The sequence below is a fragment of the Paraburkholderia silviterrae genome, assembly GCF_004353915.1.
Lineage (GTDB): Bacteria > Pseudomonadota > Gammaproteobacteria > Burkholderiales > Burkholderiaceae > Paraburkholderia > Paraburkholderia silviterrae.
Genome location: NZ_SMRP01000001.1, coordinates 467,342 through 493,125, shown reverse-complemented (window position 1 = coordinate 493,125; position 25,784 = coordinate 467,342). Strand labels below are relative to the sequence as shown.

The 25,784-nt window shown below is 64.4% G+C and carries 22 protein-coding genes; 9 read left to right on the top strand and 13 right to left on the bottom strand.

The features are described from left to right. Positions 1–108: 108 nt before the first annotated feature. A complete protein-coding gene (locus EYW47_RS02185) occupies positions 109–408 on the bottom strand; it encodes a YXWGXW repeat-containing protein (RefSeq protein ID WP_133193237.1) in 300 nt (99 codons plus the stop codon). Between the two features lie 510 nt (positions 409–918). Here EYW47_RS02185 and EYW47_RS02180 point away from each other — a divergent pair. Continuing rightward, positions 919–2,079, top strand: coding sequence for a porin (locus EYW47_RS02180; RefSeq protein WP_133193236.1), 1,161 nt, complete (start codon positions 919–921; stop codon positions 2,077–2,079). Positions 2,080–2,265: 186 nt separating this feature from the next. On the opposite strand, the gene EYW47_RS02175 is transcribed toward EYW47_RS02180, so the two are convergent. Further along, entirely contained in the window at positions 2,266–3,489 is a 1,224-nt protein-coding gene (locus EYW47_RS02175; RefSeq protein ID WP_133193235.1) for a polysaccharide pyruvyl transferase family protein, read from the bottom strand. A 156-nt stretch (positions 3,490–3,645) separates the two neighbouring features. Here EYW47_RS02175 and EYW47_RS02170 point away from each other — a divergent pair, with 156 nt between their 5' ends. Then, the gene (locus EYW47_RS02170) at positions 3,646–4,041 is read left to right on the top strand and encodes a PPC domain-containing DNA-binding protein (protein WP_133193234.1); all 396 of its coding nucleotides are present in this window, start codon (positions 3,646–3,648) and stop codon (positions 4,039–4,041) included. Positions 4,042–4,110: 69 nt separating this feature from the next. Here the strand turns inward: EYW47_RS02170 and EYW47_RS02165 are convergent, their stop codons facing one another. Continuing rightward, positions 4,111–5,283 (bottom strand): porin, encoded by a 1,173-nt coding sequence (locus EYW47_RS02165; protein ID WP_133193233.1) that lies wholly within the window; start codon positions 5,281–5,283, stop codon positions 4,111–4,113. A 250-nt stretch (positions 5,284–5,533) separates the two neighbouring features. After that, positions 5,534–6,445, bottom strand: a complete 912-nt coding sequence (locus tag EYW47_RS02160) for a LysR family transcriptional regulator (RefSeq protein WP_133193232.1) — start codon at positions 6,443–6,445, stop codon at positions 5,534–5,536. Positions 6,446–6,565: 120 nt separating this feature from the next. Here EYW47_RS02160 and EYW47_RS02155 point away from each other — a divergent pair, with 120 nt between their 5' ends. The 3 genes from EYW47_RS02155 to EYW47_RS02145 all read left to right on the top strand — a co-directional run bounded on the left by EYW47_RS02155 (position 6,566) and on the right by EYW47_RS02145 (position 10,553). Further along, the gene (locus tag EYW47_RS02155; RefSeq protein WP_133193231.1) at positions 6,566–7,825 is read left to right on the top strand and encodes a CaiB/BaiF CoA transferase family protein; all 1,260 of its coding nucleotides are present in this window, start codon (positions 6,566–6,568) and stop codon (positions 7,823–7,825) included. Continuing rightward, complete coding sequence (locus EYW47_RS02150; protein WP_133193230.1) at positions 7,818–8,957, top strand: acyl-CoA dehydrogenase family protein; 1,140 nt, start codon at positions 7,818–7,820, stop codon at positions 8,955–8,957. The genes EYW47_RS02155 and EYW47_RS02150 overlap by 8 nt, the downstream gene beginning before the upstream one ends. Positions 8,958–9,116: 159 nt before the next feature. After that, complete coding sequence (locus tag EYW47_RS02145; protein ID WP_133193229.1) at positions 9,117–10,553, top strand: purine-cytosine permease family protein; 1,437 nt, start codon at positions 9,117–9,119, stop codon at positions 10,551–10,553. Positions 10,554–10,571: 18 nt separating this feature from the next. On the opposite strand, the gene EYW47_RS02140 is transcribed toward EYW47_RS02145, so the two are convergent. The 6 genes from EYW47_RS02140 to EYW47_RS02115 all read right to left on the bottom strand — a co-directional run bounded on the left by EYW47_RS02140 (position 10,572) and on the right by EYW47_RS02115 (position 16,049). After that, positions 10,572–10,868, bottom strand: coding sequence for a YciI family protein (locus tag EYW47_RS02140; RefSeq protein WP_133193228.1), 297 nt, complete (start codon positions 10,866–10,868; stop codon positions 10,572–10,574). Between the two features lie 95 nt (positions 10,869–10,963). Further along, the gene (locus tag EYW47_RS02135) at positions 10,964–12,292 is read right to left on the bottom strand and encodes a short-chain fatty acid transporter (RefSeq protein WP_133193227.1); all 1,329 of its coding nucleotides are present in this window, start codon (positions 12,290–12,292) and stop codon (positions 10,964–10,966) included. A 74-nt stretch (positions 12,293–12,366) separates the two neighbouring features. Continuing rightward, positions 12,367–13,368, bottom strand: coding sequence for a 3-hydroxyacyl-CoA dehydrogenase (locus EYW47_RS02130; RefSeq protein ID WP_133193226.1), 1,002 nt, complete (start codon positions 13,366–13,368; stop codon positions 12,367–12,369). Positions 13,369–13,370: 2 nt separating this feature from the next. Then, complete coding sequence (locus EYW47_RS02125) at positions 13,371–14,072, bottom strand: SDR family oxidoreductase (protein WP_133193225.1); 702 nt, start codon at positions 14,070–14,072, stop codon at positions 13,371–13,373. A 54-nt stretch (positions 14,073–14,126) separates the two neighbouring features. Beyond that, the gene (locus EYW47_RS02120; protein WP_133193224.1) at positions 14,127–15,179 is read right to left on the bottom strand and encodes a cyclase family protein; all 1,053 of its coding nucleotides are present in this window, start codon (positions 15,177–15,179) and stop codon (positions 14,127–14,129) included. A 126-nt stretch (positions 15,180–15,305) separates the two neighbouring features. Then, on the bottom strand, positions 15,306–16,049 hold the full coding sequence (locus tag EYW47_RS02115) for an IclR family transcriptional regulator (protein WP_133193223.1): 744 nt from the start codon (positions 16,047–16,049) through the stop codon (positions 15,306–15,308). 322 nt (positions 16,050–16,371) lie between these two features. Between EYW47_RS02115 and EYW47_RS02110 the strand changes: the two genes are divergently transcribed. Beyond that, positions 16,372–17,694, top strand: coding sequence for an MFS transporter (locus EYW47_RS02110; protein WP_133193222.1), 1,323 nt, complete (start codon positions 16,372–16,374; stop codon positions 17,692–17,694). Between the two features lie 22 nt (positions 17,695–17,716). Here EYW47_RS02110 and EYW47_RS02105 read toward each other — a convergent pair whose 3' ends face one another. After that, positions 17,717–18,682 carry a LysR family transcriptional regulator gene (locus tag EYW47_RS02105; protein WP_133193221.1) on the bottom strand — a complete coding sequence of 322 codons (966 nt, stop codon included), beginning with the start codon at positions 18,680–18,682 and terminating at the stop codon, positions 17,717–17,719. Positions 18,683–18,840: 158 nt separating this feature from the next. Between EYW47_RS02105 and EYW47_RS02100 the strand changes: the two genes are divergently transcribed. The 3 genes from EYW47_RS02100 to EYW47_RS02090 all read left to right on the top strand — a co-directional run bounded on the left by EYW47_RS02100 (position 18,841) and on the right by EYW47_RS02090 (position 23,952). Next, entirely contained in the window at positions 18,841–21,126 is a 2,286-nt protein-coding gene (locus tag EYW47_RS02100; protein WP_133193220.1) for an NADP-dependent malic enzyme, read from the top strand. Positions 21,127–21,371: 245 nt separating this feature from the next. Beyond that, positions 21,372–22,184: a class I SAM-dependent methyltransferase gene (locus tag EYW47_RS02095; RefSeq protein WP_133193219.1), complete on the top strand. Its 813-nt coding sequence runs from the start codon at positions 21,372–21,374 to the stop codon at positions 22,182–22,184. A 241-nt stretch (positions 22,185–22,425) separates the two neighbouring features. Continuing rightward, entirely contained in the window at positions 22,426–23,952 is a 1,527-nt protein-coding gene (locus EYW47_RS02090) for a methyl-accepting chemotaxis protein (protein WP_133193218.1), read from the top strand. A gap of 83 nt (positions 23,953–24,035) precedes the next feature. On the opposite strand, the gene EYW47_RS02085 is transcribed toward EYW47_RS02090, so the two are convergent. Next, a complete protein-coding gene (locus EYW47_RS02085; protein ID WP_133193217.1) occupies positions 24,036–24,413 on the bottom strand; it encodes a hypothetical protein in 378 nt (125 codons plus the stop codon). Positions 24,414–24,415: 2 nt separating this feature from the next. Continuing rightward, a complete protein-coding gene (locus EYW47_RS02080) occupies positions 24,416–25,438 on the bottom strand; it encodes a DUF6402 family protein (protein WP_133193216.1) in 1,023 nt (340 codons plus the stop codon). Between the last annotated feature and the right edge of the window lie 346 nt (positions 25,439–25,784).

The following is a 25,784-nucleotide window of genomic DNA, read 5'->3' as shown; positions in this document are numbered from 1 at the left end:
GCGCAGCCGTTGTGGGCGAACGCAGCGGCTCGTGACGCGCGAGTCTCATCGTCGTTCTCTCCCAGGGCCGGTTCGCGAGCGTTCAATATATACGACACCGCGCCGGCTTCAGGCCCAATGCCCCGGCACCCAGCGCCAGTTCGGACCGCGCGCCACCCAGTGTCCCGGCACCCAGCGGTAGCCGCGGCGCACGGGCTGCCAGTGGCCCGGCGCCCATATATAGGCACCGCGCTCCCAGCGCCAGTGACCCGGGTCCCACACGTAGCCGGCGCGCGGCGGCGGCATGACTTCCGCGCGCGGCGCAGGCGGCGCTTGCGGCGCGATGATGACGGTCTGTGCTAATGCACACGTGCCGGCGAGCGTCAGCACGACGGCGGCGAGGAGCGCTTGAAGCGGCTTGCGTGGCATGGAAACTCTCCCGTGGTTCGTGGCGGGCGCGTGGCCCTCATGCGTATTGAACGGGACAGCGGCGCCAACCCGTCGCGAGGAGATGAAATTTTTCGAGTGACGTTTCTCGCATCGCGCGCCGGCTTGGCAAATAGCAATATGAATGGCGAACGCCGCGTTTATGCCGTCCTTGTTTCGCTTTCGGGCATTAGCGGGAACAGGCTCCAACATACGGGTCAGGTCATATTTAAAGTGAATTCCGCAATAATCAAATTCACTAACTTGACAACGGCGTCGCGTGATTGCCACACGTCCATGACATTTCGATGACGGGGGCAGAGTGGAATTTTCCTTTCCACACAAGGTTTTAAGCCCGAAAATCTTGATATTTCCAGATTCTGCAATGGTGTGTTCCACGGCGTGAATAGTCCTTTCCCGATGCATTGGCACTTAAACTTCGCTCCGAGATTGCCGGGGTGGTTCCAGAACCCGGGCCACTTCAGCGCGGTCTGAATGTCATATAGGAAAGTCATGAAGAACACTTTGATCATCGCGGGCGTCCTGAGCGCGTTCGCAGTTTCGGCTCACGCACAAAGCAGCGTCACGCTTTACGGTTCGCTGGATGCGGGCATCGTCTACGCGAACAACGCGGGCGGCCACGCAGCATGGAACCAGGGCAGCGGCGCCCTGTCCGACACGTACTTCGGCCTGAAGGGCAGCGAAGACCTGGGCGGCGGTCTGCATGCGATCTTCAAGTTGGAAAACGGTTTCAACCTGAACAACGGCCGTGACTCCGAATCGAACACGATGTTCAACCGTCAAGCGTACGTCGGTCTGCAAAGCGACCAGTACGGCGCACTGACGCTCGGCCGCCAGTACGACTCGATGGTCGACTACCTGTCGCCGCTGTCGGAAGCAGGTGCGGGCTACGGCAACAACATGGCCGCTCACCCGTTCGACAACGACAACCTCGACCACTCGTTCTCGATCAAGAACGCGGTCAAGTACCAGAGCGCCAACTACGCAGGCTTGAAGTTCGGCGGCCTGTACGGCTTCAGCAACGACGCTGGCCAGTTCGCGAACAACCGCGCATGGAGCCTTGGCGCATCGTACGGCAACGGCCCGCTGAACGTCGCGGCTGCTTACCTGCAGATGAACAACTCGCGCACGAACAGCAACGCGAACGGCGCGAACTCGGCAGGCAATGGCAACAACTTCAACCTGTCGGCGCAAACGCAGCGTACCTTCGGTGCAGGCGCGAACTACACGTACGGCCCGGCAACGGTCGGTTTCGTGTGGACCCACACGCAATACCAGGGCCTGATCGCTGGCGGCCAGGGCGGCGACACGCAAATCGTGTTCACGCAGCCGAACACGGGCCTGCGCCTCGACAACTTCGAACTGAACGGCACCTACGCGCTGACGCCGGCTCTGAGCCTGAACGCCGCGTACACGTTCACGGACGGCAAGCTCACGAGCAACGTTGGCTCGGCTGATCCGAAGTGGCACACCGTTTCGCTGCAAGCTGACTACTCGCTCTCCAAGCGCACCGACGTCTACGTCGAAGGCGTCTACCAGCACGCTTCGGGCTCGCTGAACGGCGTTTCGAACGTTGCCATGATCAACACGCTGTCGCCGTCGACCACGCCGAACCAGGTCGCTGCAACGGTTGGTCTGCGTCACCGCTTCTAATCGAAGCCCGATCGTCTGATCGGAAGCGGAAAACTGCGGGTAGCGGATCGGCCGGTCCGCTCCCGTGTTTTCCGGCAAAGCATGGCCGGCCCGCCGTGCGAAATGTGCTCACGAGGCGCATTTCGCCGGCGGGCCGGTTGCTTTTTGTGCCCTCGTTTCATGGGTTCGATTCGTTTGCTATGCGAATTACCCGGCGAGGGCATATAGCGGTTCGAACGCCGCGCGGTAGCGGCGTGCGAGATCGTCCGCCGTGTGCCGCAATAATGCCGTGTCGGCATCCAGCGCGGTGTCTATCGCCTCGGCAATCTCGTCCACAGTTGCCGTTGCGGTGATTTCCGCAGCTTCCCACGTCGCGGCGAACGCGGCCTGCTTGGGCGGCTGCATCGCTTCTTGCGCGTGAACGATATTGATGCGGGGCTTGGCGAACGCCATTGCGACGATCCTGCCGTGCAGGCTGCTGCCGCAAAAGATGCGGCTGTGCGCAATCAGTGCGCAAATATCCCAAACATCGAGCGAAGCGAAGATCATGAAGGGCGTGCCCTCGATGCGCGCGCCAAGGCGGCGGTAGGCGTCCAGATCGTCGTGCCATGGCGCGGCCCCCGCGCGAAACAGCACGATGCCGAGTCCCCGCGTGCGCACCGCCCGTGCTATCTCGCGCGCGAGCACGTCGAGTGTGGCATCGTCACCGAAACTCGCGTCGAACTGGATTGCCGCGTAGCCCTGCGGGAGCGCGCGAGTGACGGCTTGCATGGCGTCTTGCGCGGCGCGCTGCCGAATTCGCGCGCCGAACAATTCCGCCACCATGACGACGGGATCGGGTACGAGCTGAGCGTCGATGCCTTGCGCATGCAGTTGAGCCAGAGTTTGCCGATCGCGCACGCTCAGATGATCTGCCATCCTGAGTTTTTCCAGCACCTCATCGCGCAACGGCGCGTCGCGCCGATCCAGACCCGCGCCGCCAACCGCGTGGAAGCAGAGCGTTTCGATCCGCGCCTGCGCCAGCGCTGTTTTCGAAAGCACGTACGGCGCGCGCGCCGACAAGCCCACATGGGCCTGCGCCCACCCCAAGGGATCGTCCTTCCATGGCTGCTGCTGGGCGATTAATGCCTGCACGCGGTGAGGCGCTGCGAGCATGACCGCGGCTTCCCATGCATCGCAGGTCAGCAGTTCGCCGCCCACGTGGACGACGTTCAGCGCAACACCGCGAGCGCAAGCGGCAAGCGCGCCGAACGCGCGTACGGCATGGCCGCCGCAGGCGCGCAGATCGCGTGTCGCGAGCCCGGCGTGGCACACGGCGCGCGGCGCGAGCATGCGCTCCAGCACGTGCGGAAACAGCAGATCGCCGAAATTATGGCGGTCGAACGCGCCGAACAGAACCGTGCGCGCCGGCGCACGCGGGTGAGGTGGCATGAGCGAGCCCCGGATCGTGGCGGCGGACCCGCACGGTCCGCACGATGTCGATACTACCGCGTCGCGCGAGGCGTGAGCGCGTCCGGCCACGCGCGTTGCGGGCAGGCGCGAACGGGCTTAATCTGTCGTGCCGGAACTCTTGCTGGAGCCTCTCTCATGCATGCGCTACCCCTCAGGCTGTCGCCCGGCAACAATTTGCGCGAGTCGCTTTGCGCCGCGCTTGCCGAACATCGCGTCGCGGCGGCGTATGTCGTCCAGGGGATCGGCAGCCTGAGCGCGGTTGAATTGCGCTTCGCAGGCGTCGATACGCCCGCCTCCCTGCGCGGCGATTATGAAATTCTCACGCTGGCAGGATCGCTGTCGCCGGACGGCGCGCATCTGCATGCGAGCGTGTCCGACGCGCAAGGCCGTGTGCTCGGCGGGCACGTGGCGCGTGGCTGCATCGTGCGCACGACAGCCGAAGTCCTGCTCATGCTGCTGCCCACGTACCGTTTCTCACGCGAGCACGATGCGCGCTCGGGTTTCACGGAACTCGTCGTGCGCCACACGTAAATGATGCCGCTGCGGCGCACCCGGCAGATCACCGGGCGTGCCGCAGCGCGAGGGCGGGGGCGTGGCGTGTCAGAACTTCACGCGCATGCCAGCCGCGACGACGGCCTGCGTGTTGCTCGACGAAGCCGCGAGGTTATAGATCGAGGCGTTGCCGAGCACCGGGATGCCGTTCGCGCCCGAGACGCGCTGATAGACGCCTTCGAGATACAGGTCGGTGCGGCGGCTGAGCGCGTAGTCGGCTTGCAGCATGAACTGGTTCCAGTGCGGCGACGCATTGCCGGCGGCCTGGCTCAACGAGCCGTCGGTATAGACGTACGAGCCGCCCAGGCTCAATTGCGGTGTGAGCTGGTAGCGCCCGTTCACCTCATAGTTGTTGAACGTGAGGTAGTTGGCGCTGAACGCATTGAGCGAGCCGCCCTGCATGATCTGCGTGGGCGAGGCGATCATCGTGCGCGTGAACACGAGGCCGACCTTCGCCGCGCCGATGGTATAGCTGCCGCCCGCGCCCAGCGTGCGCGTGCGCGCCGAGACGAACATCGGGTCGTTGTCGGTGCCGCTGCCCGCGGAGAGTGCGCCGCCCGTGGTCGTGCCCGGCTCGTTGCCCTGGAAGTAGGCCACCGCGAGGTTGATCGGTCCGCCGTTCCACGAGGCGCCGAACGTATAGGCGTTGTTGTTCGAGAAGCCGCCGCCCAGGTTGCTGAACGCGTAGGCCGCCTCGGCCTGGAAGCCCGCGTAGGTCGCGCTGCGGAACTTCACGGCGTTGTTCATGCGCACGTCGTTGTTGAGGTTGTCGTTGTCGAACGGGTGGTCGGCGATGTTGCCGCCGAAGCCGGAGCCCGTGGCCGACATCGGCGCGATCATGTCCACGAGTGCGTCGTACTGGCGGCCGAGCGTGAGCGTGCCGTACTGGTCGCTCGCGAGGCCCACCCACGCCTGGCGGCCGAAGATATAGCCGCCGTTCGAACCCTTGCCGTTCGCGACGTTAAAGCCGTTTTCGAGCTGGAAGATCGCCTTGAGCCCGCCGCCCAGGTCCTCGGCGCCGCGCAGGCCCCAGCGGCTCGTGCTGACGTTGCCCGACTGCACGCCCCATGAGGTGCCGTGGCCCGCCGACGACTTCTGGTTGCTGATGTAGTCGAGCCCGGCGTCGACCGTGCCGTACAGCGTGACGCTGCTTTGCGCGTGCGCCATCGACGACGCGGCCACCGTGGCGAGGGCGAGAGTATTCAACAACGCTTTTTTCATTTCGATTCCGTAGATGAAAGTTGGATCGCCGTGCGCAGGGACGAGCGTGTGGTTAGTAGTCCAAATGCGCGGCGTTTCCGGCTATGCGGCGGGAATCGAGAATTTAGGGAAATGCAATGACAGGTCCATGTCGAAAACGGCCCGAAAAATGAAACTTGCTTTAGTTTTCCGACATGGAAGTTTTAAGCGCGTCGAACGCGCTCGCGGCGCGGGCTTTGGGCCAACAGAGGGAGAAGGGGGAAAGCGCCGCTCAGCGGCCCGCGCGTTCGCGCATGGCCTGGGCGACACCATCGCGCACGCACGCTGTAAGTAGTTCGGAAGCCCGGGTGCGCGGCGCGCGCGGGGGCCACGCAATCACCAGCGGCTGGACGACGGTGGCCTCGCGTATGGGCCGCTCGGCCACCAGCGGTGAGTGTGCCACCTGCGGGCTTTGCGTGATGAGCAGCGAGACGCCCAGACCGCTCGCCACCATCGAGCGCACCAGCTCGATGGACGTGGCGCGATAGCGCACGTTCGGCGAGAGCCCGCATTGCCAGAATGGCGCCATCAGGAAGTCGCGGCTTTGCGGCAGATCGATCTGGATGAACGGCTCCTTGACGAGATCGTGCAGGGAGACCGCACGCCGCCGCTTTGCGAGCGGCGAGTCCGCGGGTACGAGCGCGTAGGGCTTGAGTTCGGCGAGGCATTCGCGCTCGATGTCGTCGGGCAGCCCCACGTCGTACATCAGCGCGAAATCGATCTGCCGCTTGTGCAGCCAGGTGTCGAGCTGTGCAAGGTCGCCTTCCACGAAGCGGATCGCGAGCCTCGGAAAGCGCGCCTGCGCGATCTTGAGCACGCGCGGCAGATAGACCGGCGCGATGGTGCGGAATACGCCAATCTGCACGTGGCCGCTGTCGAGCTCGCCTGTGTCGCCGGTTTCGAAGGCCGAGGCCGATGCAAGCAGCTGGCGCGCCTGCGCGAGCTTGCGTTCGCCGAAATGCGTGAGTGTCATGCCCGTGCCCACGTCGCGCGAGAACAGCGGCGCGTCAAAGAGCGTCTCCAGCTCGCGGATGGCCACGGAGATCGAAGGCTGCGAGACGTTCAGATGCTTCGCGGCGGCGGTCGTGCTGCCGGTCTCGGCGGCCGTGACGAAATAGCGGAGCAGGCGCAGGGAAAGAGCCATGTGACGACCAATACGAAAATCGTATAACGGTTAATTTATTCCGATATTTTATCTTATCGCTCGCGCGGCGCAGAATCGCTTCACCGGTCGACCTGGCCGGCTGTACAGGAGAAACGCGCCGTGACTGAATCCATGCTGCCGCTGCAAGGCATTCGTGTGATCGATTTTTCCCGCGTGCTAGCGGGGCCGTTGTGCTCCGCGCTGCTCGGCGATCTGGGCGCCGAGGTCATCAAGATCGAGCCGCCGGGCGGCGACGACTACCGCGCGATCGGCCCGTTCGCGCATGGCGAGAGCGGCCTCTTCAGCGCGATGAACCGCAATAAGCAAAGCGTCGTGATCGATCTGAAGAGTGAGGCGGGGCGCGCGCTCGCGCAGTCGCTTTGTGCGCAGGCCGATGTGGTGGTGGAGAATTTCCGTCCCGGCGTGGCGCAGCGTCTTGGCATCGGCTACGAGACGCTGGCGGCGCTCAACCCGGCGCTCGTCTACGCGAGCGTCTCGGGCTTCGGCCAGAGCGGGCCGCACTCGCATCGTCCGGCCTACGACATCATCCTGCAGGCCATGTGCGGACTGATGGACGCCACCGGGTCGCCCGATGGGGAGCCGACCCTCGTGGGCGAATCCGTCTCCGACGTCGTGAGCGGCATCTTCGCTTCGTGGGGCGTGCTGGCCGCGCTGCTCGCGCGCGATCGCACGGGCAAGGGCACGCACGTGGATGTGGCGATGTTCGACGCCACCCTGAGCCTCACTGCCACACTCGTCTCGCGCTATGCGACCACGGGCGCGACGCAGGGGCGCGTGGGCAATCGCCATCCATCGTCTGCGCCGTTCGGCGCATACCGTGCGAGCGATGGCCATTTCGTGGTTGCCGTGCTCAACAACCGCCTGTTCGAGCGGCTTGCGCAGGCAATTGGCGCGCTGGATCTGCTCGACGACGCCCGCTTCGCGAGCGATGCCGCGCGTTGTGATAACGAGTCGGCGTTGCGCGATCGTATCGAGGCGTGGTCGCGCGCACGTACCGTCGCGCAGGTGAACGCGGCGCTGAGCGAGGCGGGCATTCCCGTGGCACCCATACAGAGCGTGCGTGCCGCGCTGGAGAGCGAGCAGGCGCGCGAGCGCGGCCTGCTCACGGATGCGCCCACGAGCACAGGCGAGAGCGTGCGCCTGCCGCGTCAGCCCGTGAAGTTCTCGGCATACCCCGTCACACGTACCACGCGCGCACCGCGGCTCGGCGAGCACACGTCGAGCGTGCTGTCCGCGCGCCTTGGGCTCGCCGCCGCGGAGATTGCCGCGCTGCGCGAGGCGGGTGCGATAGGCGTCGAATGCGAGAATTCATCAATCGATAAGGAACGCGAATTAAAAATGGAGAAAGACCATGCTTAAAAGACTGGGCGTGAGCGAAGCCGATCACGAAATCGCCGACGCCATCCGCCGCTATGCGCAAACCGAACTCGCGCCGCACGCTGCGCAAGTCGATCACGACGAGATTGCCACTACGCGCTACGTGAGCGCGCTGGCCGAACTGGGCGTCATGGGCATGAACCTGCCGGAGCGCTGGGGCGGCATCGGCGCCACGCCTGCGGCCATCATCCTCGCGCTTGCGGAGATTGCGGGCGCGTGCGCGTCGACTTCGTCGATGATCGGCGCGCACTATCTCGCCACCGATTCGATCCTGATCGGCGGCGACGACGATTTGCGCGCGCGCTACCTGCCGGCTGCGGCCGCAGGCGAAAAGCTGGGCGCATTCGCGCTCACTGAGCCGCAGGCGGGCTCGAACCCGGCCGGAATGAAGACCCAGGCGGTGCGCGAAGGCGACGGCTACCGGCTACGCGGTGTCAAGCATTTCATCTCCAACGCGGGCGCGGCGCAATTCATCGTCGTGTATGCAAAGACGGCGCCGGAGCACGGCACGCGCGGCATCAGCGCCTTCGTGGTGGATGCCGGCACGCCGGGCGTGACGGTAGCGGGTGCGGAAAAGCTCATGGGCATACGCGGCGCCCCGGCGCACGAAGTGGCGCTCGACTGCGTGGTGCCGGCGGCGAACCGGCTCGGTGAGGAGGGCACGGGTTTTCGCACGGCCATGAAGGTGCTCGACAACAGCCGGCTCGACGTAGCCGCGACGAGTCTCGGCATTGCCGAAGCGGCATTGGGCGATGCGGTGGAGTGGGCGAAGCAGCGCGAGGTGGGCGGCGAGCCGCTCGCGCGCAAGCAGGGCCTGCAATGGGTGTTCGCCGACATGAAGACGCGCCTCGAAGCCGCATGGCTGCTTACGCTGCAGGCTGCCGCGCGGCGCGGCGCGGGCGAGCCGTTCACCGACGCGGCCTCGATGGCCAAGCTCTATGCATCGGAGATGGTCGGCTTCGTCACCGATGCCGCGCTGCAGATGCATGGAGGCTATGGCTTCACGCGCGAGATGCGCATCGAGCGGCTTGTGCGCGATGCGCGCATTCTGCGCATCTATGAAGGATCGTCGGAGATTCAGCGCACCGTGATCGCGCGCTCGGTGTTGGCTTGAAGCGCAGCATGACCGTTGGCTGATCGCGCTTTCCGCGCGGTCGCCTTGCGGGCCGCGCACAGGTTCCGCTTTCGCGCGGTTCGCCCGATTGAGTTCAAACACGCAGTTTCATTTACGCAGTCTCCGTCCACGCAGTTCCTTTAAACCGAGGAGCGAAGAATGGCTCGTACCGCAACATGCACTGCAAGAGCTTCGTTGGTCGAGCGCCGCTCGATCGGCCATATTCCCGAGGCCGAGCGCCACGGCAACCTGCGCAGCCAGTTCACGCTATGGTTTGGCGCCAACCTGCAGATCACGGCCGTCGTGGTCGGGGCCCTGGCGGTGGTGCTCGGCGGCGATGTTTTCTGGTCGCTCATCGGTCTGCTGGCCGGCCAGTTGCTGGGCGGCGCGGTGATGGCGCTGCATGGCGCACAGGGGCCGCAACTCGGCCTTCCACAGATGATCTCGAGCCGCGTGCAATTCGGCGTGTATGGCGCGATCATTCCGCTCGCGCTCGTCTGCGTGATGTACGTGGGCTTCTCCGCCGGCGGCACAGTGCTGGCGGGGCAGGCGATCTCCGAATTGCTCCATGTCGGAAATACGTCTGCAATCCTGATCTTCTCGGCTGCGGTGATCCTGCTGACCGGACTCGGCTACCGGACGATCCACGCGATGGGCCGCGTGTCGAGCATCGTCGGCGCGCTGGCCTTCGTCTACCTGTTCGCGAGCCTGCTGCACGGCCACGCATGGGGGGCGTTGATGGCCAACCGGCACTTCACGCTCGCGTCGTTCCTCCTGGCGGTTTCGCTTTCCGCCTCGTGGCAGATCGCTTACGGCCCCTACGTGGCCGACTATTCGCGCTATCTGCCGCAATCGACTTCGCCGCTAAAGACGTTTTTTGCGGTGTTCGCCGGCACCGTCATCGGCGCGCAGGTCGCCATGACATTCGGCGTGTTCGCTGCCGCGCTGGCGGGCGAGCGCTTCGCGGGTCATGAGGTGGCGTTCGTGGTCGGGCTGGGCGCGACGGGTGCGATTGCCGCGATCCTCTACTTCACAATCGCGCTTGGCAAGCTCACGATCACGACGCTCAACGCTTACGGCAGCGTGATGTCGGTGGCGGCGATCATCACCGGCCTGGGTCAGCGACGCGAGATTTCGGGCCGCACGCGCCTTGTGTTCGTGATTCTGAGCGTGGGCATGTCCAGCGCGATTGCGCTCGCCGGACAACATGCATTTCTCAAGGCGTTCTCGTCGTTCCTGCTCTTTTTGCTAGTGTTCTTCACGCCGTGGAGCGCGATCAATCTGGTCGACTTCTACTGCGTGACGCGCGAGCGATATGACGTGCCCGCGCTCTTCGATGCGAATGGCCGCTACGGGCGCTGGAACAAGGTGGGTATCGTGGTGTATCTGGTGGGTGTGCTCGTGCAGATGCCATTCGTTGCCACGGGCTTCTATACGGGTGCCTGGGTTGCGGCGCTCGGTGGCGTGGATATTTCATGGGTCGTGGGCATTGCCGTGCCGGGCGCGCTCTATTACGTGGCGACGCGCGTGGGCGGCGCGAACGTGCCGGAGCGGCTCATCCTGCCGGAAGTGGCAAGCGGCGTGGAGCCGCGGTAAACAGCGCCGCGCCCACGCTCAGAGATAGCACGCGCCGTCGACGTAGGCCTTGCGCCAGCGGACGATGCTCACGCGCTCGAAGAGCCCCGCGAGAGAGAAGGGGTCTTCGGCGATGAAGCGCTCGGCCGCTTCGCGTGTGTCCAGGTCGACGATATAGACGCCGCCGCCCGCGCTCGACCCGTCGTCGTTGAGCTTGGCGCCGCAGGCGAGCAGCAGCGGCGCGTGTTTCGCGAGAAAAGCCAGGTGCGCGGCGCGCTCGTTAGCGCGTACGTGGGCGTGGTCCTGCTTGTCGAACGTTTCGATCAGAAATGGCACAGGGCCCTCCAGGCTTCGCAATCGATAGCGTGAGATTCGGTTTCGGAAAATGCCATGTTCGAGCCGCGTTTGCGGTGCGGCTCGAAGCACTCGGTTCAACCCCAGGCGAGAATCGCCACCGAATAAACGATGCCGATCCAGAACATCATGATGACGGTATAGCCCATGATGTCCTTGAGCTTGAGCCTGGAGAGCGCGAGCGCCGGCAGGATCCAGAACGGCTGCACGAGATCGTTCCATGCGTTGCCGAGCATCACGGCCACGGAGGTGTGGCTCACCGAGGCGCCGATCGTCTTTGCCGCTTCGATCATGAACGGGCCCTGGATGACCCAGTGGCCGCCGCCCGAGGGCGCGAAGAAGTTGATGAAGAACGAGCTGATCAAGCCCCAGAACGGCAGCGTGGCCGGCGTGGCGACCTTGACGAAGGCCGCGGAGAACGTCTCGACGAGCCCTGAGGACGCCATGATCGCCATGATGCCCGCATAGAACGGATACTGAAGGATGATGCCGCTGATCGTGCGAATGCCTTCGTTGAGCTTTTCGACGTAGCGAATGGGCGTGCCGAGCAGCAGGATGCCGAGGAACAGGATGAAGAAGTTGATGAGGTTCAGGTCGATCGAGCCACCCTGGACGAAGTGCAGCGCCACATAGCCCATGCCGATCGCGCCGATCAAATAGCTGAGCAGGCGGCTGTTGTTCAGTCGATGGGCGAGCGTGCCGTGCTCTTCGGTGTCGAGCGCGGGGCCGGCGGCCTTGGGCGCGGCTTCGAGCGAGCGGTCGATTTCCTTCACCGGCTGGCCGGCCTTCGGATGCAGCCAGGCGTTCAGGAGCGGCAGCGTGACGATGGTCACGAGGCTCGTGATGAGCATGGTGGGCGAGAAAATCGTTTCGGAGAGCGGAATGACGCCCATCTGTGCTTCGAGCGGATGGCCCTTCGTGGAGATCAGCACGGGAATGCTTGCGGAAAGTCCGAGACCGTAGAGCGTGAAGCCGCTATACGCCGAAGCGATGATGAGCGGATAGTGCACGCCCTTCACGCGCAGCGCGAGCTTGCGCGCGACGATGCCGCCTACCACGAGGCCGAAACCCCAGTTCATCCAACTGCCGACGCCGCCCACCAGCGTCGCGACGATGATGGCCGTGCGCGGCGAGTTCACCTGCGAGACGAGGCGGTCGAGCAGGCGGTCGGTGAGCGGGGCGGTGGCGAGCACGTAGCCCATGGCGAGAATCACGGCCATCTGCGTCGTGAAGGCGAGCAGTGCCCAGAAGCCTTTGCCCCAGCTCGTGGTGAGCGCGGTGATGGCCTGGCCTTGCACGGCCACGGCCAGCACCATCGTGAGCAACGTGAGGCCGATCGCGAAGACGAAGGGATCGGGCAAGTACCGGCGCATCAGCTCGGTGAAGAAGGCGGTGACTCTTTGCATGGTTCGGTCTCTTTCAGTTCGTAATAGTTCTGGGTCTCTCTCGCGAACACATCGTGCTCACGCGAGCACGCGGTTCAATCCTCAGCGGGCGCGAGGGCTTTGCGATGTTTCGCGAGACGCATGAGCTGGCGGTCGCGCCATGCCACGCGCGCGTCCCATTGATCGAGCGGCAGCGCCGCGCGCCGCGCGGCCTCCACCTGCGCGACGAGCTCGGGCGTCCACGGATCGTGCTGGCCGCGCTCGGCGCCCATGCGCTCGTAGGACGGCCCCATCTTTTGCGCATGCGAGGCAATGCCGCCGCGCGTATTCAGGTCGACGGTCTCGAACGGGCCGATCACCGACCAGCGCGGCGCGAGCCCTTCGCGCATCACCGTGTCGATGTCGTCGACCGAGGCCACGCCGTCGCGCACGAGGCAATAGGCTTCGCGCAGCACCGCGCCTTGCAGCCGGTTGAAAATGAAGCCGGCCACTTCCTTTTTCACGCGCACGGGCAACAGGCCCGCTTCGCCGTAGAGCGCGATGGCGCGCGTGGTGGCGGCGGGGGAGGTGAACGGCGCGGGCACGATCTCGACCACGGGCACGAGATACGGCGGATTGCCCGGATGCGCGACGAGGCAGCGCGCATGGCCCGGCAAGGTTTCGTCGACGAATTTCGACGCCGCGAGAAACGACGAGGCGCTCGCGAGAATCGCATGCGGCGGCGCGGCGCGGTCGAGTTGCGCGAAGAGCTCGCGCTTGAGCTCGGCACGCTCGGGCGCGCATTCCTGCACGAGATCGGCATCGGCGGCTGCGGCTTCGAGCGTATCGACCACCTCGACGCGCGCGGCGATCTGCGCCGCGCTTTCGTCGATCAGCGCGAAACGCGCGAGGTCTTCGAGGCGCGCGGCGAGTTCGGCGGGCACCGCCGCGCGTCGCTGCGCTTCTGGATCGAACAGGCGCACGCGCCAGCCCGCGCGCGCGAACTGAAGCGCGAACGCCACGCCAATGCTGCCCGCGCCGACGATGCCCGCGCGCCTGCTGACGGGCTGCGGCGTGGTATGTGCGCTATGTGCTTCGCGGCGGTCGATGGGCGCCATCGTCAGACTCCCGCGACGCCGACCGTCATGCCGCCGCACACATACAGCACCTGGCCTGTGACGAAGCCGCTGCGCGCATCGAGCAGATACGAGGCCGCGTGCGCGACGTCCTCGGGCGTGCCCACGCGCTTCACGGGCACCGCGTCGATGATGGCCTGGGTGCGCGGCGCGCCGGGCGGATTGGCGCGGTCGAACAGCTCCGTGCGGATGGGGCCCGGGCCGATGGCGTTCGCGGTCACGCCGAACGCGCCGAGCTCGAGCGCCCAGACGCGCGTCATGCCGATGAGCGCCGCCTTGGTGGCCGAGTACGCGGTGCGCAGCTCCTTGCCGAGCGCCGCGCGCGAGGACATATTGACGATCCGCCCGAAGCCCGCGGCCTTCATGCCCGGCAGCAGCGCCTGCATGCACTGCTGCGCGCAGCGCACGTTCAGCGACCACGCGCGTTCGAGCTCTTCGAGTGTCTGGTGCTCTGCGTCGGCGGGAAACACGACGCCCACGTTGTTGATGAGGCGCGTGATCGGCCCGCCTGCGAGCGCATGCTCGAGCGCGGCCGCCGTGGCCTCGGTGTCGGCGAGATCGGCGATGATGCCGTCGCCCACGCGGTCGATCACGACCGCTTCGTAGCCGTCTGCCTCGCAGCGGGCGGCACACGCGGCGCCAATGCCGGCGGCGCCGCCGGTGATCAATACTCGTTCTTTAGCCATGTCGGGAATGCGGGTCGAGGTTGTGCCCGAAAAGAAAAGGAATGCTGACTGAATTCAAACGGTGGCGACCGGCGTGACGGGCGAGCCCATCGCGCCCGGCAGCCGTAGCGGCGGCGCGGTGAGCATGAAACGCGAACGCTGGTGCGCGCGCAGCCAGGCGGCGAGATCGTGCAAATACCAGAGCTCGCCAAGCGGCAGGCCCAGTTTGAAGAGGCAGTGGTGGTGCAGCGGCAAGAGCGGATGCGCGCCCGGCGTGGCGGGCGCGCGCGCCGGATAGCGCTCGACGGCGTAGTTGTCGGCGGCCAGCGCGGCAATGCCCGAGTCGGTGATCCACTGCAGCAGACGCTCGTCGCGGCCGTCGAGCGCGCTGCAATGGCTGGCGAGCACGGCCTCGTCGGGCTGACGGTTCATCTCCAGCACCATTTCGGCAAAGCCGGTGCGCAGCACGAGCATGTCGCCACGCTCGACCTCGACGTGGTCCGCCTGCATCACGCGCATGAGGTCGTCGTAGCCGACCGTGCGGCATTCGCGCCCGAAATGCGCGGCCAGATCGATCAGCACGCCACGGCCCTGCATGCCCTTCACCGCGAGGTTCTCGATGCCGAGCACATCGGCGTGGCTGTGCTCACCGCCGCAGGCGTGTGGCGCGTAGCCGTCTTGCGCGCGGTATTCCATCGGGCCGACGATGTCCTGGTTCGCGCGGTAGCCGTTGTAATAGACGCTTTCGGCCACACCGTCACCGTCGGCATCGAAACGCGCGCCCACGTGCGCGAGCGAATCCCATTGCGTCGAATATTGCAGCGAGAGCAGCACCTGGTCGTCGCTCACGACATCGGTGGCGTCCGGCGTATTGCGCGCGAACGGGAAGTTCACGTACGGCAGGCCGTCGCGGAACGTCGGGCGCAGCACGGGCGGCTGGCGGCGCACGTTGAGCTTGCTCTCGCCGGGAAAGTCGAGCGGCAGCGAAAGCGTGAACGTGAGCCCCGCGCGAATTTCGCGCGCGCCCTTGAGCACCTGCTCCGCGCCGATGAGGTTCGGGCGGCCCAATTGATCGTCGGGGCCGAAGTCACCCCAGTTCGAGCCTTCCGGCCGGTTCTTCCAACGCATGCTCCGTTCCTCCATATCTTTGCCAGACGGTGGGCAAAGTCGCGAGCCGTGCAGCCCAGGCGCACTTGCGCAACCCTTGCCGTGCCGATTTGCGCCATCACCTGCACAGGCGCTGCATACACGCCCTCAGGCGGCGAGCAGCGGCGGCGGGATTTGCGCGAACACGTCGAGCAGCGCCTTCACAGCGTGCTGCTCGTTCTTCAGGAGGCGTGCCTTGGGCGCGCCGATGACGAGCGCGAACGCCTCGCCATGAATCAGGAAACCACGCGCGAGGCCGGCCACGTCTTCGACGCTTTCGCCCGTCGAGCGATGCCAGCCGTCCAGCACGCCCTGCTCGATTTCGTGCTCGAACGTGGCGCGGTCCACGAACGAGCCGCCTGGCGCGACCGTCAACGGCTCGCAGCTATCGAGCAGCTTGCGCCGGGGCGCGGGCGCGAGCGCGCCGAGCAGCGCCTTGCCGGCCGCGCTCGTGACGGACATGAAGCCGCCCGGCTCGTCGCTGTAGCGGATCTTCTGGCGCGACTCCATCACATCCAGATAGACGACGCGGTTGCCCGCAAGCGTGGCCAGCGCCGCCGTCTCGCCGGTCGTGTCGCGCAGCGCGGCAAGCAGCGGCTGGAACATCAGCGTCAGCGGGTCCTCGCTGCAGATGTCGCGCGCGACATGCAAAAGGCGCTGCGTGGGGTAATAGCCGGCCTTCACGCCCGGTGCGTAGAGGTAGCCCTTGGCCACCATCGTCTGCAACAGCGCGTGGCAGCTCGACAGGGGAATCTCGGTTCGACGCGCAATCTCGCTGTAGATCATCGGTTGCCGGACTTCGGCAAAGAGGTTGATCACGTCGAAGACGCGCACTGCAGTTTTCACATCCATGAGAGCATTATCGGCATATCGATAATATTCTGACAACATGCTTGCGGGTAAACACCTAAAGCGCGCGTACAGCCGCCCAGACTGAGTCTGGAGCGAATTCGGGTTATCCCTTGATTGACGGTATAAAGCGAGCGCTCCATAGTCCGCACCTCCCGACAATTGTTCGGAAAATGAAAGCTTGTTCGTAAGATGAACAGCGCTGATCCGCTTGCGACGCGTGCCGAATCGGCATGTTTCGCATCGGAAAGGCGGCCGGCACGCCGTGTTTCGCATGAGAAACATCGGAAACATCGCGGCCGACATCGATTTCTGGAGACGCAACTTGGCAGCTTCCTCTCTCGACACCCAGCATCGCCAGGCCCGCAAGGCCGGCATCGCCTCGTTCGTTGGCACGACGATCGAGTGGTATGACTTCTACGCGTACAGCACGGCGGCGGCGCTCGTGCTCGGCAAGCTGTTTTTCCCCTCGAGCTCGCCCGTGGTCGGCACGCTCGCGGCGTTCGCGTCGTTCTGGGTGGGCTTTCTCGCACGCCCGATCGGCGGCATCGTGTTCGGCCACCTGGGCGACAAGATGGGCCGCAAGAAGACGCTCATCATCACGCTCATGCTGATGGGCTTCTGCACCACGGCCATGGGGTTCTTGCCCACTTACGCCGAGGCGGGCGTGATCGCACCGGTGCTGCTCATCTTCCTGCGCCTGATACAGGGCATTGCGATGGGCGGCGAGTGGGGCGGCGCGGTGGTGCTCTCGTCGGAGCATGCGCCCAAGGGCAAGGAGATAATCTATTCGGCCTTTGCGCAGCAGGGCTCGCCCGCCGGCAATCTGCTCTCGACCGTGGCGTTTCTGCTCGTCTCGATGCTGCCCGATCACCAGTTCATGACGTGGGGCTGGCGCGTGCCGTTCCTGATGTCGGCGCTGCTCGTGGTAGTGGGCCTGTTCATCCGCGCGAGTGTGGACGAGTCGCCGGCCATGAAGGAGCTGCAGGCGAAGAACAAGGTGGTGAAGCTGCCTATTGGCGAAGTGCTGCGCCATCACAAGGCGCTCGTGGCGATGGGCGTGGGCGCCTGCGTGATCGCGCTTTCGGCCACCTACTTCAAGACCACGTTCGCGCTCTCATGGGCCGTGACCTCGATCGGCTTCGACCGCACGCAATTCCTGAGCGTCATCACGTTCGCGATCGTCGTGCAGCTGATCGTGCAGCCGTTCGGCGCGGTGCTGGCCACGAAGCTCGATCTCAAGAAGGCGATCGTCTACATGCTCGCGCCCGAGATCGTGGCGCTGCCGATCATGTTCTGGATGATCAGCACGGGCTCGACCAAGCTCGCGATGTTCGGCATGGCGCTCGCCTCGATTCCGCATTCGCTCTATTACGCGGCCATGGCCGGCATGCTCGCAAAGGCCTTCCCGGCGCAGGTGCGCTATACGGGCATCTCGCTCTCGTACCAGATCTGCGGCATGGTGTTCGCGGGCACGACGCCGATTCTCGGCCAGTTCCTGTTGAGCGCCACGGGCAGCATTGTTTCGGTGGTGGCGCTGGGCATCGTGCATGTGCTCATCACGATCGTGTGTGCGCTGATGCTGGTCTCGCGCATGCGCAGCGACGAGGTTGCGCGCGAGCGGAGTGGGGTGGCGCAGCGGGTTTGATAGCCGAAGCGCAAGGAGCGGCTCACCGCCGCGCCGCGTCCGCCTCCTGATAAAGCTCGCGTAACGCCTGTCCGAATACGGTATCCACTTCGCGCAGCACGCCCGCGCGCGTGAACAGCGCGATGGGCGGCAGCGTCCAGTCGAAGGTATACGGCACGATCGCCACGCCGGCGATATGCACGAGCTCTTCGGCGATATCGGCGGGCACGATCGAAACCGCGTTTTCGTTCGCCGCGATCATTTCGCCGATCAGGCGCGACGTATAGCTCTCCATGATGGGCACGGGCGGCGCCGTGCCGGCATGCAGGAAGAGGTCGGAGATCTGCTCGCGGATCGGCGTGTTCGGCGCGCCCAGGATCCAGTCGAGCTCCGCGAGCTTCTGCCAGTTCGCCTTGCTGCGCCCGAGCCGCGCGGCAAGGCGCCGGCTCGCGATCAAACGCGGCGTCTGCTGGTACAGCACATCGAACTTCAACTGCGCGACGTCGACGGTGGACGAGGCGCGCCCGATCACGAGGTCGAGCGTGTGGTCGCGCAGGCGCGGCAGCAGCGCGTCGCTCGTGCCTTCGTGGATCGTCATGGTCACGCGCTGCGGCAGGCGCGACTGCGCGAGCCGGATGGCCGTGGCCAGCGTGCGCCCCGAAATGAACGGAATCACCCCCACGTGCAGCCGCGTGGCGTGGCCGGCGTGCACCGCCTCGATATCGCGCGCGAGATGGTCGAGGTCGTGCAGCATGGCCTGCGCGCGGGCCAGCACGACGTTGCCGAGCGCCGTGGGCGTCATGCCGCGCGGCGAACGGTCGAACAGCGGCGCGCCGAACATGCTCTCCATCTCGGCCAGCGCATTGGTCACGGCGGGCTGGCTGGTGGCCATGTGCTCGGCCACCCGCGTGAGCGAGCCGTGCTGGCGGATCTGCAGGAGCAGCACCAGATGGCGCATTTTCAGGCGCGTGTTCAGGCGCCTTGTTACTTCGTCGGTACTGAATGACACGATCCGCAAGCCCCCAGGGGCATCAGGAAAAATAATGGCCCCATACTAAATCAAAATGGGGTCGTTATGACGGCTCTCTAGAATCGGTCTCACTCGAACAATTCGAACACCACCGGCGCGCCGCCACTGCGCCCGGCATCCTATTTGGAGTGAGGAACATGAACAAGACCGAGCGTCAGGCCGCCCTCGAATATCACGAATTCCCCACGCCGGGCAAGATCTCGGTCACGGCCAGCAAGCCGCTCGTCACCCAGCGCGACCTCGCGCTCGCCTATACGCCGGGCGTGGCCGTGGCCTGCGAGGAGATCGTCACCGATCCGCAGAACTCGTTCCGCTACACGAGCCGCGGCAATCTGGTGGGCGTGATCACGAACGGCTCGGCTGTGCTCGGTCTCGGCAATATCGGTGCGCTGGCCTCCAAGCCGGTCATGGAAGGCAAGGCGGTGCTGTTCAAGAAGTTCGCGGGCATCGACGTGTTCGACATCGAAATCACCGAAAGCGATCCCGACAAGCTCGTGGACATCATCGCGAGCCTCGAAGCCACGTTCGGCGGCATCAATCTGGAAGACATCAAGGCGCCCGACTGCTTCACGGTCGAGCGCAAGCTGCGCGAGCGCATGAAGATTCCGGTCTTCCACGACGACCAGCACGGCACCGCCATCACCGTTTCGGCCGCGTTCCTGAACGGCCTGAAAGTGGTGGGCAAGGATATTTCGAAGGTCAAGGTCGTGACCTCGGGCGCGGGCGCCGCGGCGCTCGCGTGTCTGGACCTGATGGTGGACCTGGGGCTGCCGCTCAAGAACATCTGGGTGACCGACCTCGACGGCGTGGTCTACCAGGGCCGCACGACGCTGATGGACCCGGACAAGGAGCGCTTCGCGCAGGACACGTCCGCGCGCTCGCTGTCCGAAGTGATCGAAGGCGCTGACGTGTTCCTCGGTCTTTCGGCCGGCGGCGTCCTCAAGCCGGAAATGGTCAAGAAGATGGCGGACCAGCCGTTCATTCTCGCGCTCGCCAATCCCACGCCGGAAATCTTCCCCGAGGTCGCGCTCGAAGCGCGCCCGGACGCGGTGCTCGCCACAGGCCGTTCGGACTTCCCGAACCAGGTCAACAACGTCCTGTGCTTCCCGTACATCTTCCGCGGCGCACTCGATGTGGGCGCAACGACCATCACGCGCAACATGGAAATCGCGGCGGTGCACGCCATCGCGAAGCTCGCCGAAGAAGAGCTCAACGACTCGGTGGCGGCAGCCTATGGCGCTTACGATCTGCGCTTTGGTCCGAAGTATCTGATTCCGAAGCCCTTCGACTCGCGTCTGATCGTGCGCATCGCGCCGGCGGTGGCGAAGGCCGCCATGGAAGACGGCGTGGCAACGCGTCCGATCGACGACTTCGGCGCCTACACGAACGAGCTGCAGCAGTTCGTCTACCACTCGGGCGCGTTCATGAAGCCGATCTTCGCGGCGGCCAGGCAGTTCGTGCGTGACGGCGCCAAGGCGCGCATCGTGTTCGCGGAAGGCGAGGAAGAGCGCGTGCTGCGCGCGGTGCAGGTGATCGTCGACGAGAAGCTCGCGCGCCCGATCCTGATCGGCCGCCCCGAAGTGCTGCTGGCGCGCATCGAGAAGTTTGGCCTGCGCCTGAAGCTCGGCGAGGACGTCGAAGTCACGAATCCTGAGTACGACGAACGTTTCCACCAGTACTGGACCACGTATTGGGAGCTGCGTTGCCGCGACGGCATCTCCAAGGAGATGGCGCGCGTGGAAATGCGCCGCCGCCTCACGCTGATCGGCGCGATGATGGTGCGCCTGGGCGACGCGGACGGCATGATCTGCGGCACGGTGGGCGCGTATCACGACCATCTGCGCTTCGTCGATGAAGCGATCGGCAAGCGCCGCGGCGCGAACACCTATGCGGCGATGAACATCCTGCTGCTCGACAAGCGCACGGTCGCCATCGTGGACACGCACGTCAACGACAACCCGAACGCCGAGCAGATCGCCGAGTTCACGCTCGCGGCGGCGCGCCAGATGGAATGGCTCAATCTCGCACCGAAGGTCGCGCTGCTCTCGCGCTCGAACTTCGGCTCCGGTAGCTCCGCCTCGGGCACGAAGATGCGCGAAGTGCTCAAGCTCGTGAGCGAGCAGAATCCGGATCTGGAGATCGACGGCGAGATGCACGGCGACTGCGCGCTCGACGAAGCCCTGCGCCTGCGCATCCTCCCGCATTCGAAGCTCAAGGGCGCGGCGAACCTGCTGGTGTGCCCGAACGTGGACTCGGGGAACATTGCTTATAACCTGCTCAAGACCGGCGCGGGCAGCAATGTGGCGGTGGGGCCGTTCCTGCTCGGCGTGAATGCGCCGGTGAACGTGCTCACCTCGAGCTCGACGGTGCGACGCATCATCAACATGACGGCGTTGACGGTGCTGCAGGCCAATCGCGACTGATTGAGCCCGGCGCGCAAGAAGCTCGCGCGCGAACGATGAAAAAGGCGGCGGCCCGCGAGGGCGCCGCCTTTTTTGCATCGTCGATGCATGGGCGCATCGCTGCGGTCGGCGTGAGCTCCGGCTGTGGATTGCACGAAGTCGGTGCCACAATGTCTATGCCTATGTGACGTGTTCGCCGGACAACCGCCTGACACCAGGCGGGTGCCGCATGGCGAGCCATTCATCACCCGCAAAGGAGCGCTGCCATGAATTCGAACAAGGCACTTTGGGAGAAGGGCGATTTCACGCATATTGCCCGGACCATGAGGGAGAGCGGAGAAGCGCTCGTGAACCGGCTCGGCATCACCAGGGGGCTGCGCGTGCTCGATCTCGGCTGCGGTGATGGCACCACGGCCATACCCGCGGCGGATCTGGGGGCCGAGGTGCTGGGCGTCGATATCTCGGGCCCGCTGGTGGCGGCGGGCAACAAGCGTGCAATGGAGCTGGGACTGACCAACTGCCGGTTTCAGGAGGGCGATGCGTGCGACCTGCTCGAACTGGGCGACGGCACGTTCGATCTCGTCGTCAGCATATTTGGTGCGATGTTTGCCCCCAGGCCATTCGACGTGGCGAAGGAGATGGTGCGCGTGGCGCGACCCGGCGGCCGGATCGTCATGGGCAACTGGATTCCCAATGACCCGACATTCGTCGCGCAGCTTCTCAAGATCTGCTCGGCGTATATGCCGCCGCCGCCCGAGGGATTCATCAGCCCAATGACCTGGGGTGTCGAGAGCAACGTGATCGAGCGATTCGTTGCGGCGGGGTGCAAGGCCGAGAATATTGCCTTTTCCAGAGAGAGCTGGGTTTTCGACTATTCCGGCACACCGGCGCAGTACGTTTCTGAATTCAGGACGTTCTATGCGCCGACGATCAATGCGTTTGAAGCCGCCGAGAGCGCGGGCCGATCCGCTGAGCTGCAAAACGAACTGGAAGCGCTTTTCAGCAGCGCGAATACCAGTTCGCGAGCGGGCAGAACGTCCATTGCCGCAACCTTTCTGCTCGTGAACGTCGCGCTTTGAGCATGGCGGGCGCGTCCGAAAGCGTTTTCATTCGGTATACGAAATTATTTGAAGGACCCGTCAATGCCGGGTCCTTTTCGTTGGCGATGCCGTATTTATTGCGGATTTCGGCGTGTTCTTTTGTCTGATCAACGCGCGGCAAGCAACAGTGTTCTTGCTGCCCTTCAGTTTCGCGCGCGTATGCCGATAGCCTTTGCGTGGCGCCCGGTGCGTCACGCAAGGCAACCGCAAGGAAACGAAGATGAAGTTGACCCTGAAGATTCCGCTCGCATTCGCGGCGGCGCTCCTTTTGATGTTCGCGGGGGCGCTCTACGGAATCTATTCACTGAATCAATCGCTGAACGTGTACGGCACGACAGTGCAAAACAGCGTCGCCAACGAGCGCGCGGTGACGGCGATGCTGGTCGCCTTCAAGGTGCAGGTGCAGGAGTGGAAGGACACGTTGCTGCGCGGCAAGGACCCGGCGCTGCTGGAGAAGCACTGGTCCGCCTTCGAGGCGCGCGAGCGCGAAGTGGACGCGCTCGCCGCACAGCTGAATACGAATCTGCCCGAAGGCGAAAGCCGCGACCTGGTCGAGCGCTTTGCCGCCGCCCATACGACGATGGGGCAAGGCTATCGCGCGGGGCTTGCGGCCTTCAAGTCGGCGGCCTTCGATCCTGCCGCGGGAGACCATGCGGTGGCGGGCGTCGATCGCGCGCCCGCCGCGCTGCTCGATGAAGCCGCGCACCGGATAGCAGCGCAAAGCGCCCGCGTTTCGGCCGACGCGGCGAACGAGGCGCGTCACGCGACGGCGATCAGCGCAGTGTTGATGGTGGCGGCCTTGATCGTCTCCATGACAGGCAGCTGGCTTTTCAGCCGCAGCGTGACGCGGCCGCTCGCGCGCGCACTCGACTGCACGCGCGCGGTGGCCAAGGGCGATCTCGCTTTCGAGGTTCAGAGCGGCGGCCGCGACGAAACCGCGATGCTGCTCGCCGCGCTCAAGAGCATGCAGCGCAGTCTCGCGGGCGTGGTGAGCAAGGTGCTCGGCCATGCGGAGGGCGTGGCATCGGCGAGCGGTGAGATCGCGGCGGGCAATCACGGGCTTTCGTCGCGCACGGAAGAGCAGGCCGCCTCGCTCGAAGAAACGGCGGCGAGCATGGAGGAGATCACGGCCACCGTGCGCCAGAACGCGCAGAACGCGAAACAGGCGGCGCTGCTGGCCGGAGAGGCGGCGAATACGGCCGCGCGCGGCAAGCAGTTGATGTCGGAGGTGGTCGACACCATGCACGGGATTGCGTCGAGCTCGGGGCAGATCGTCGAGATCATCGCCGTGATCGACGGCATTGCGTTTCAGACCAACATTCTCGCGCTGAATGCCGCGGTCGAGGCCGCGCGTGCGGGCGAGGAGGGGCGCGGCTTTGCCGTGGTGGCCGCGGAAGTGCGCTCGCTCGCGCAGCGCAGCGGCGCGGCGGCCAAGGAGATCAAGGCGCTCATCGAGGCCTCGGCGCAGCGCATCGACGCGGGCTCGGCGCTCGTGAGCGATGCAGGCAACGTGATTGGGGAAATGGTGGGCGCGGTCGAGCGAGTGACGGCGATCGTCGGCGAGATCGCCACGGCCTCACAGGAGCAGAGCACCGGCATCGAGCAGGTGAACATGGCGGTCACGCAGATGGACGAGGTCACGCAACACAACGCGGCGCTCGTTGAGGAGGCCTCCGCTGCAGCGCATGCGCTCGCTGAGCAGGCGGTTGAATTGCGCGAGGCGGTGGGGGTGTTCAGGCTCGCGTGAGGCGCGAGTCGCTCGAGCTTGATGTGGGATTGATGCGGGCTCGAGCGCAGCGCGGGCTTGATGTGCTGAATATGACGGTGCGCTTAGGGAATCTTTGCGCGCAAGCGGTCCAACAGTGAAGGGGGAATGTAGATGAGCCCCGAATCCCCGCCACCGTCAAACAATACGGCGTGATCGTCATCCATGAAGTCCGGTACTCCGCCGTCCATCGAATCGAACGTCGTTTCGGCTACAAGATTACCGGTGCGGGCTTCGTACAGCCTGCCGACATAATCACCCACATTCCCGCGTGTGCCAGTCAAGCACGATTGCGCGCGATAAAGGCCATTGTGTGAGGTGGCGTTAACGCATTCGGTAGCTCGCGCACGCCTTCGCGCATCAAAGACGTAACTGGTCAATGTGATTAGAGTGAAGCAAGCGAGAATGCCGACGCCCACGCGTTTAATTTTTCCCGCAGCCATTCTTATATCCTCACCCTTATCGACGGAAAAACTCTCTCGATTCGGTAGTCTGAAAAGAGGATCATGTCGCCGCCCGCATTGTGCGCGTTTTGCCAACGCCTGAAGTCGCTGTTGTGTACGGGCCAGTATGTGCGCCCGTATGGTCCTTCAGGTTGAATAATGTAGTTGCTCCAACTGCCAAAGTTAGCCCATTGCGCTACATAACCCTCTGGAACAAGACAAATTCCCTCCCTGTTCCAGTGCCCCAGGTACTGCGAAGCGCTCTCTGTTGGATCGTCAAAAAATGAGTATGGGTTCTTGACGTATATAGCAATATGCGTCACTTCGGCAATTTTTCCGCTTCCAATGAGCGCCGGTCGAATACGGATTTTCGCTGGTGCCGCATATAGACCAAAGCCGCCCAATGCACCCGCCAGATCATCAGGCATCCCATAGTTGAGCATGGCCCGAAAGAACACCGCGGCTTTCTCTAAAGCCGATGTATCGATTTGAAGACGCTGAAACTGAAAGTGTGCATGCAATGCTGCGATGTCGCCGTTCGTTTCTGCCAAAGTGTCAATATAGTCCCTGTCCTTGAGGCGACGCAGCTTCCTGGTTAAAGCATCCCTTGCAGCATCTGTTTTCAGAAAAGCATGATCATTGGCCAATTTGTCATAACCGGCCTTGACTCTTGGATGGGACAAGACCCAATCGAGCTGGATTGTGCTTCTGTCAATTCGGTGGTCGGGATAGTGGCGCGATCCGTCCTCGCTGTAACCGTTCAATTTCTCTGAGAAGGTCATCGCCTGATTCTTGGGTGAACAATGGAACCATTTGTTCAATAGTGCGGCCGACGTGTGCCAACCCATTTTCGCCATCGCACCGGGAATATCTGTGACTTCAAACCGGTCATGCACTGACAGGCGCCGTGCGGATGCTGATACGTCGGGGCAAGGATTCTCGCCTTCGATATAGCATATATTTCCCGTACGTTGCCGCCATTCTCCGCCATCTGGGACATACACGGTTAATTCTTGTGCGCTCACGACATTCCCTTAGAGAAAAAGAATGATACGAGCATATTCAGCGTTTCCGGATCTTAACTATCATCAAGGAAGCCGGTTTTCGATTTCGCTGATTTGATTCGCACATCTCTCCAGCGTGAAGAGACGAGGAGCGGCACGGCAGCGCATGCGCTCGCTGAGCAGGCGGTTGAATTGCGCGAGGCGGTGGGGGTGTTCAGGCTCGCGTGAGGCGCGAGTCGCTCGAGCTTGATATCGGCTCGGTCACAACGCGGGTTTGACCGCGATGCGGGCTCAAGTCCGATGTGGACTCAAGCCCGACAAGGGTTCAAGCCCGCTGGGGCTGAGTCCCAATACGGGCTTAATCGCG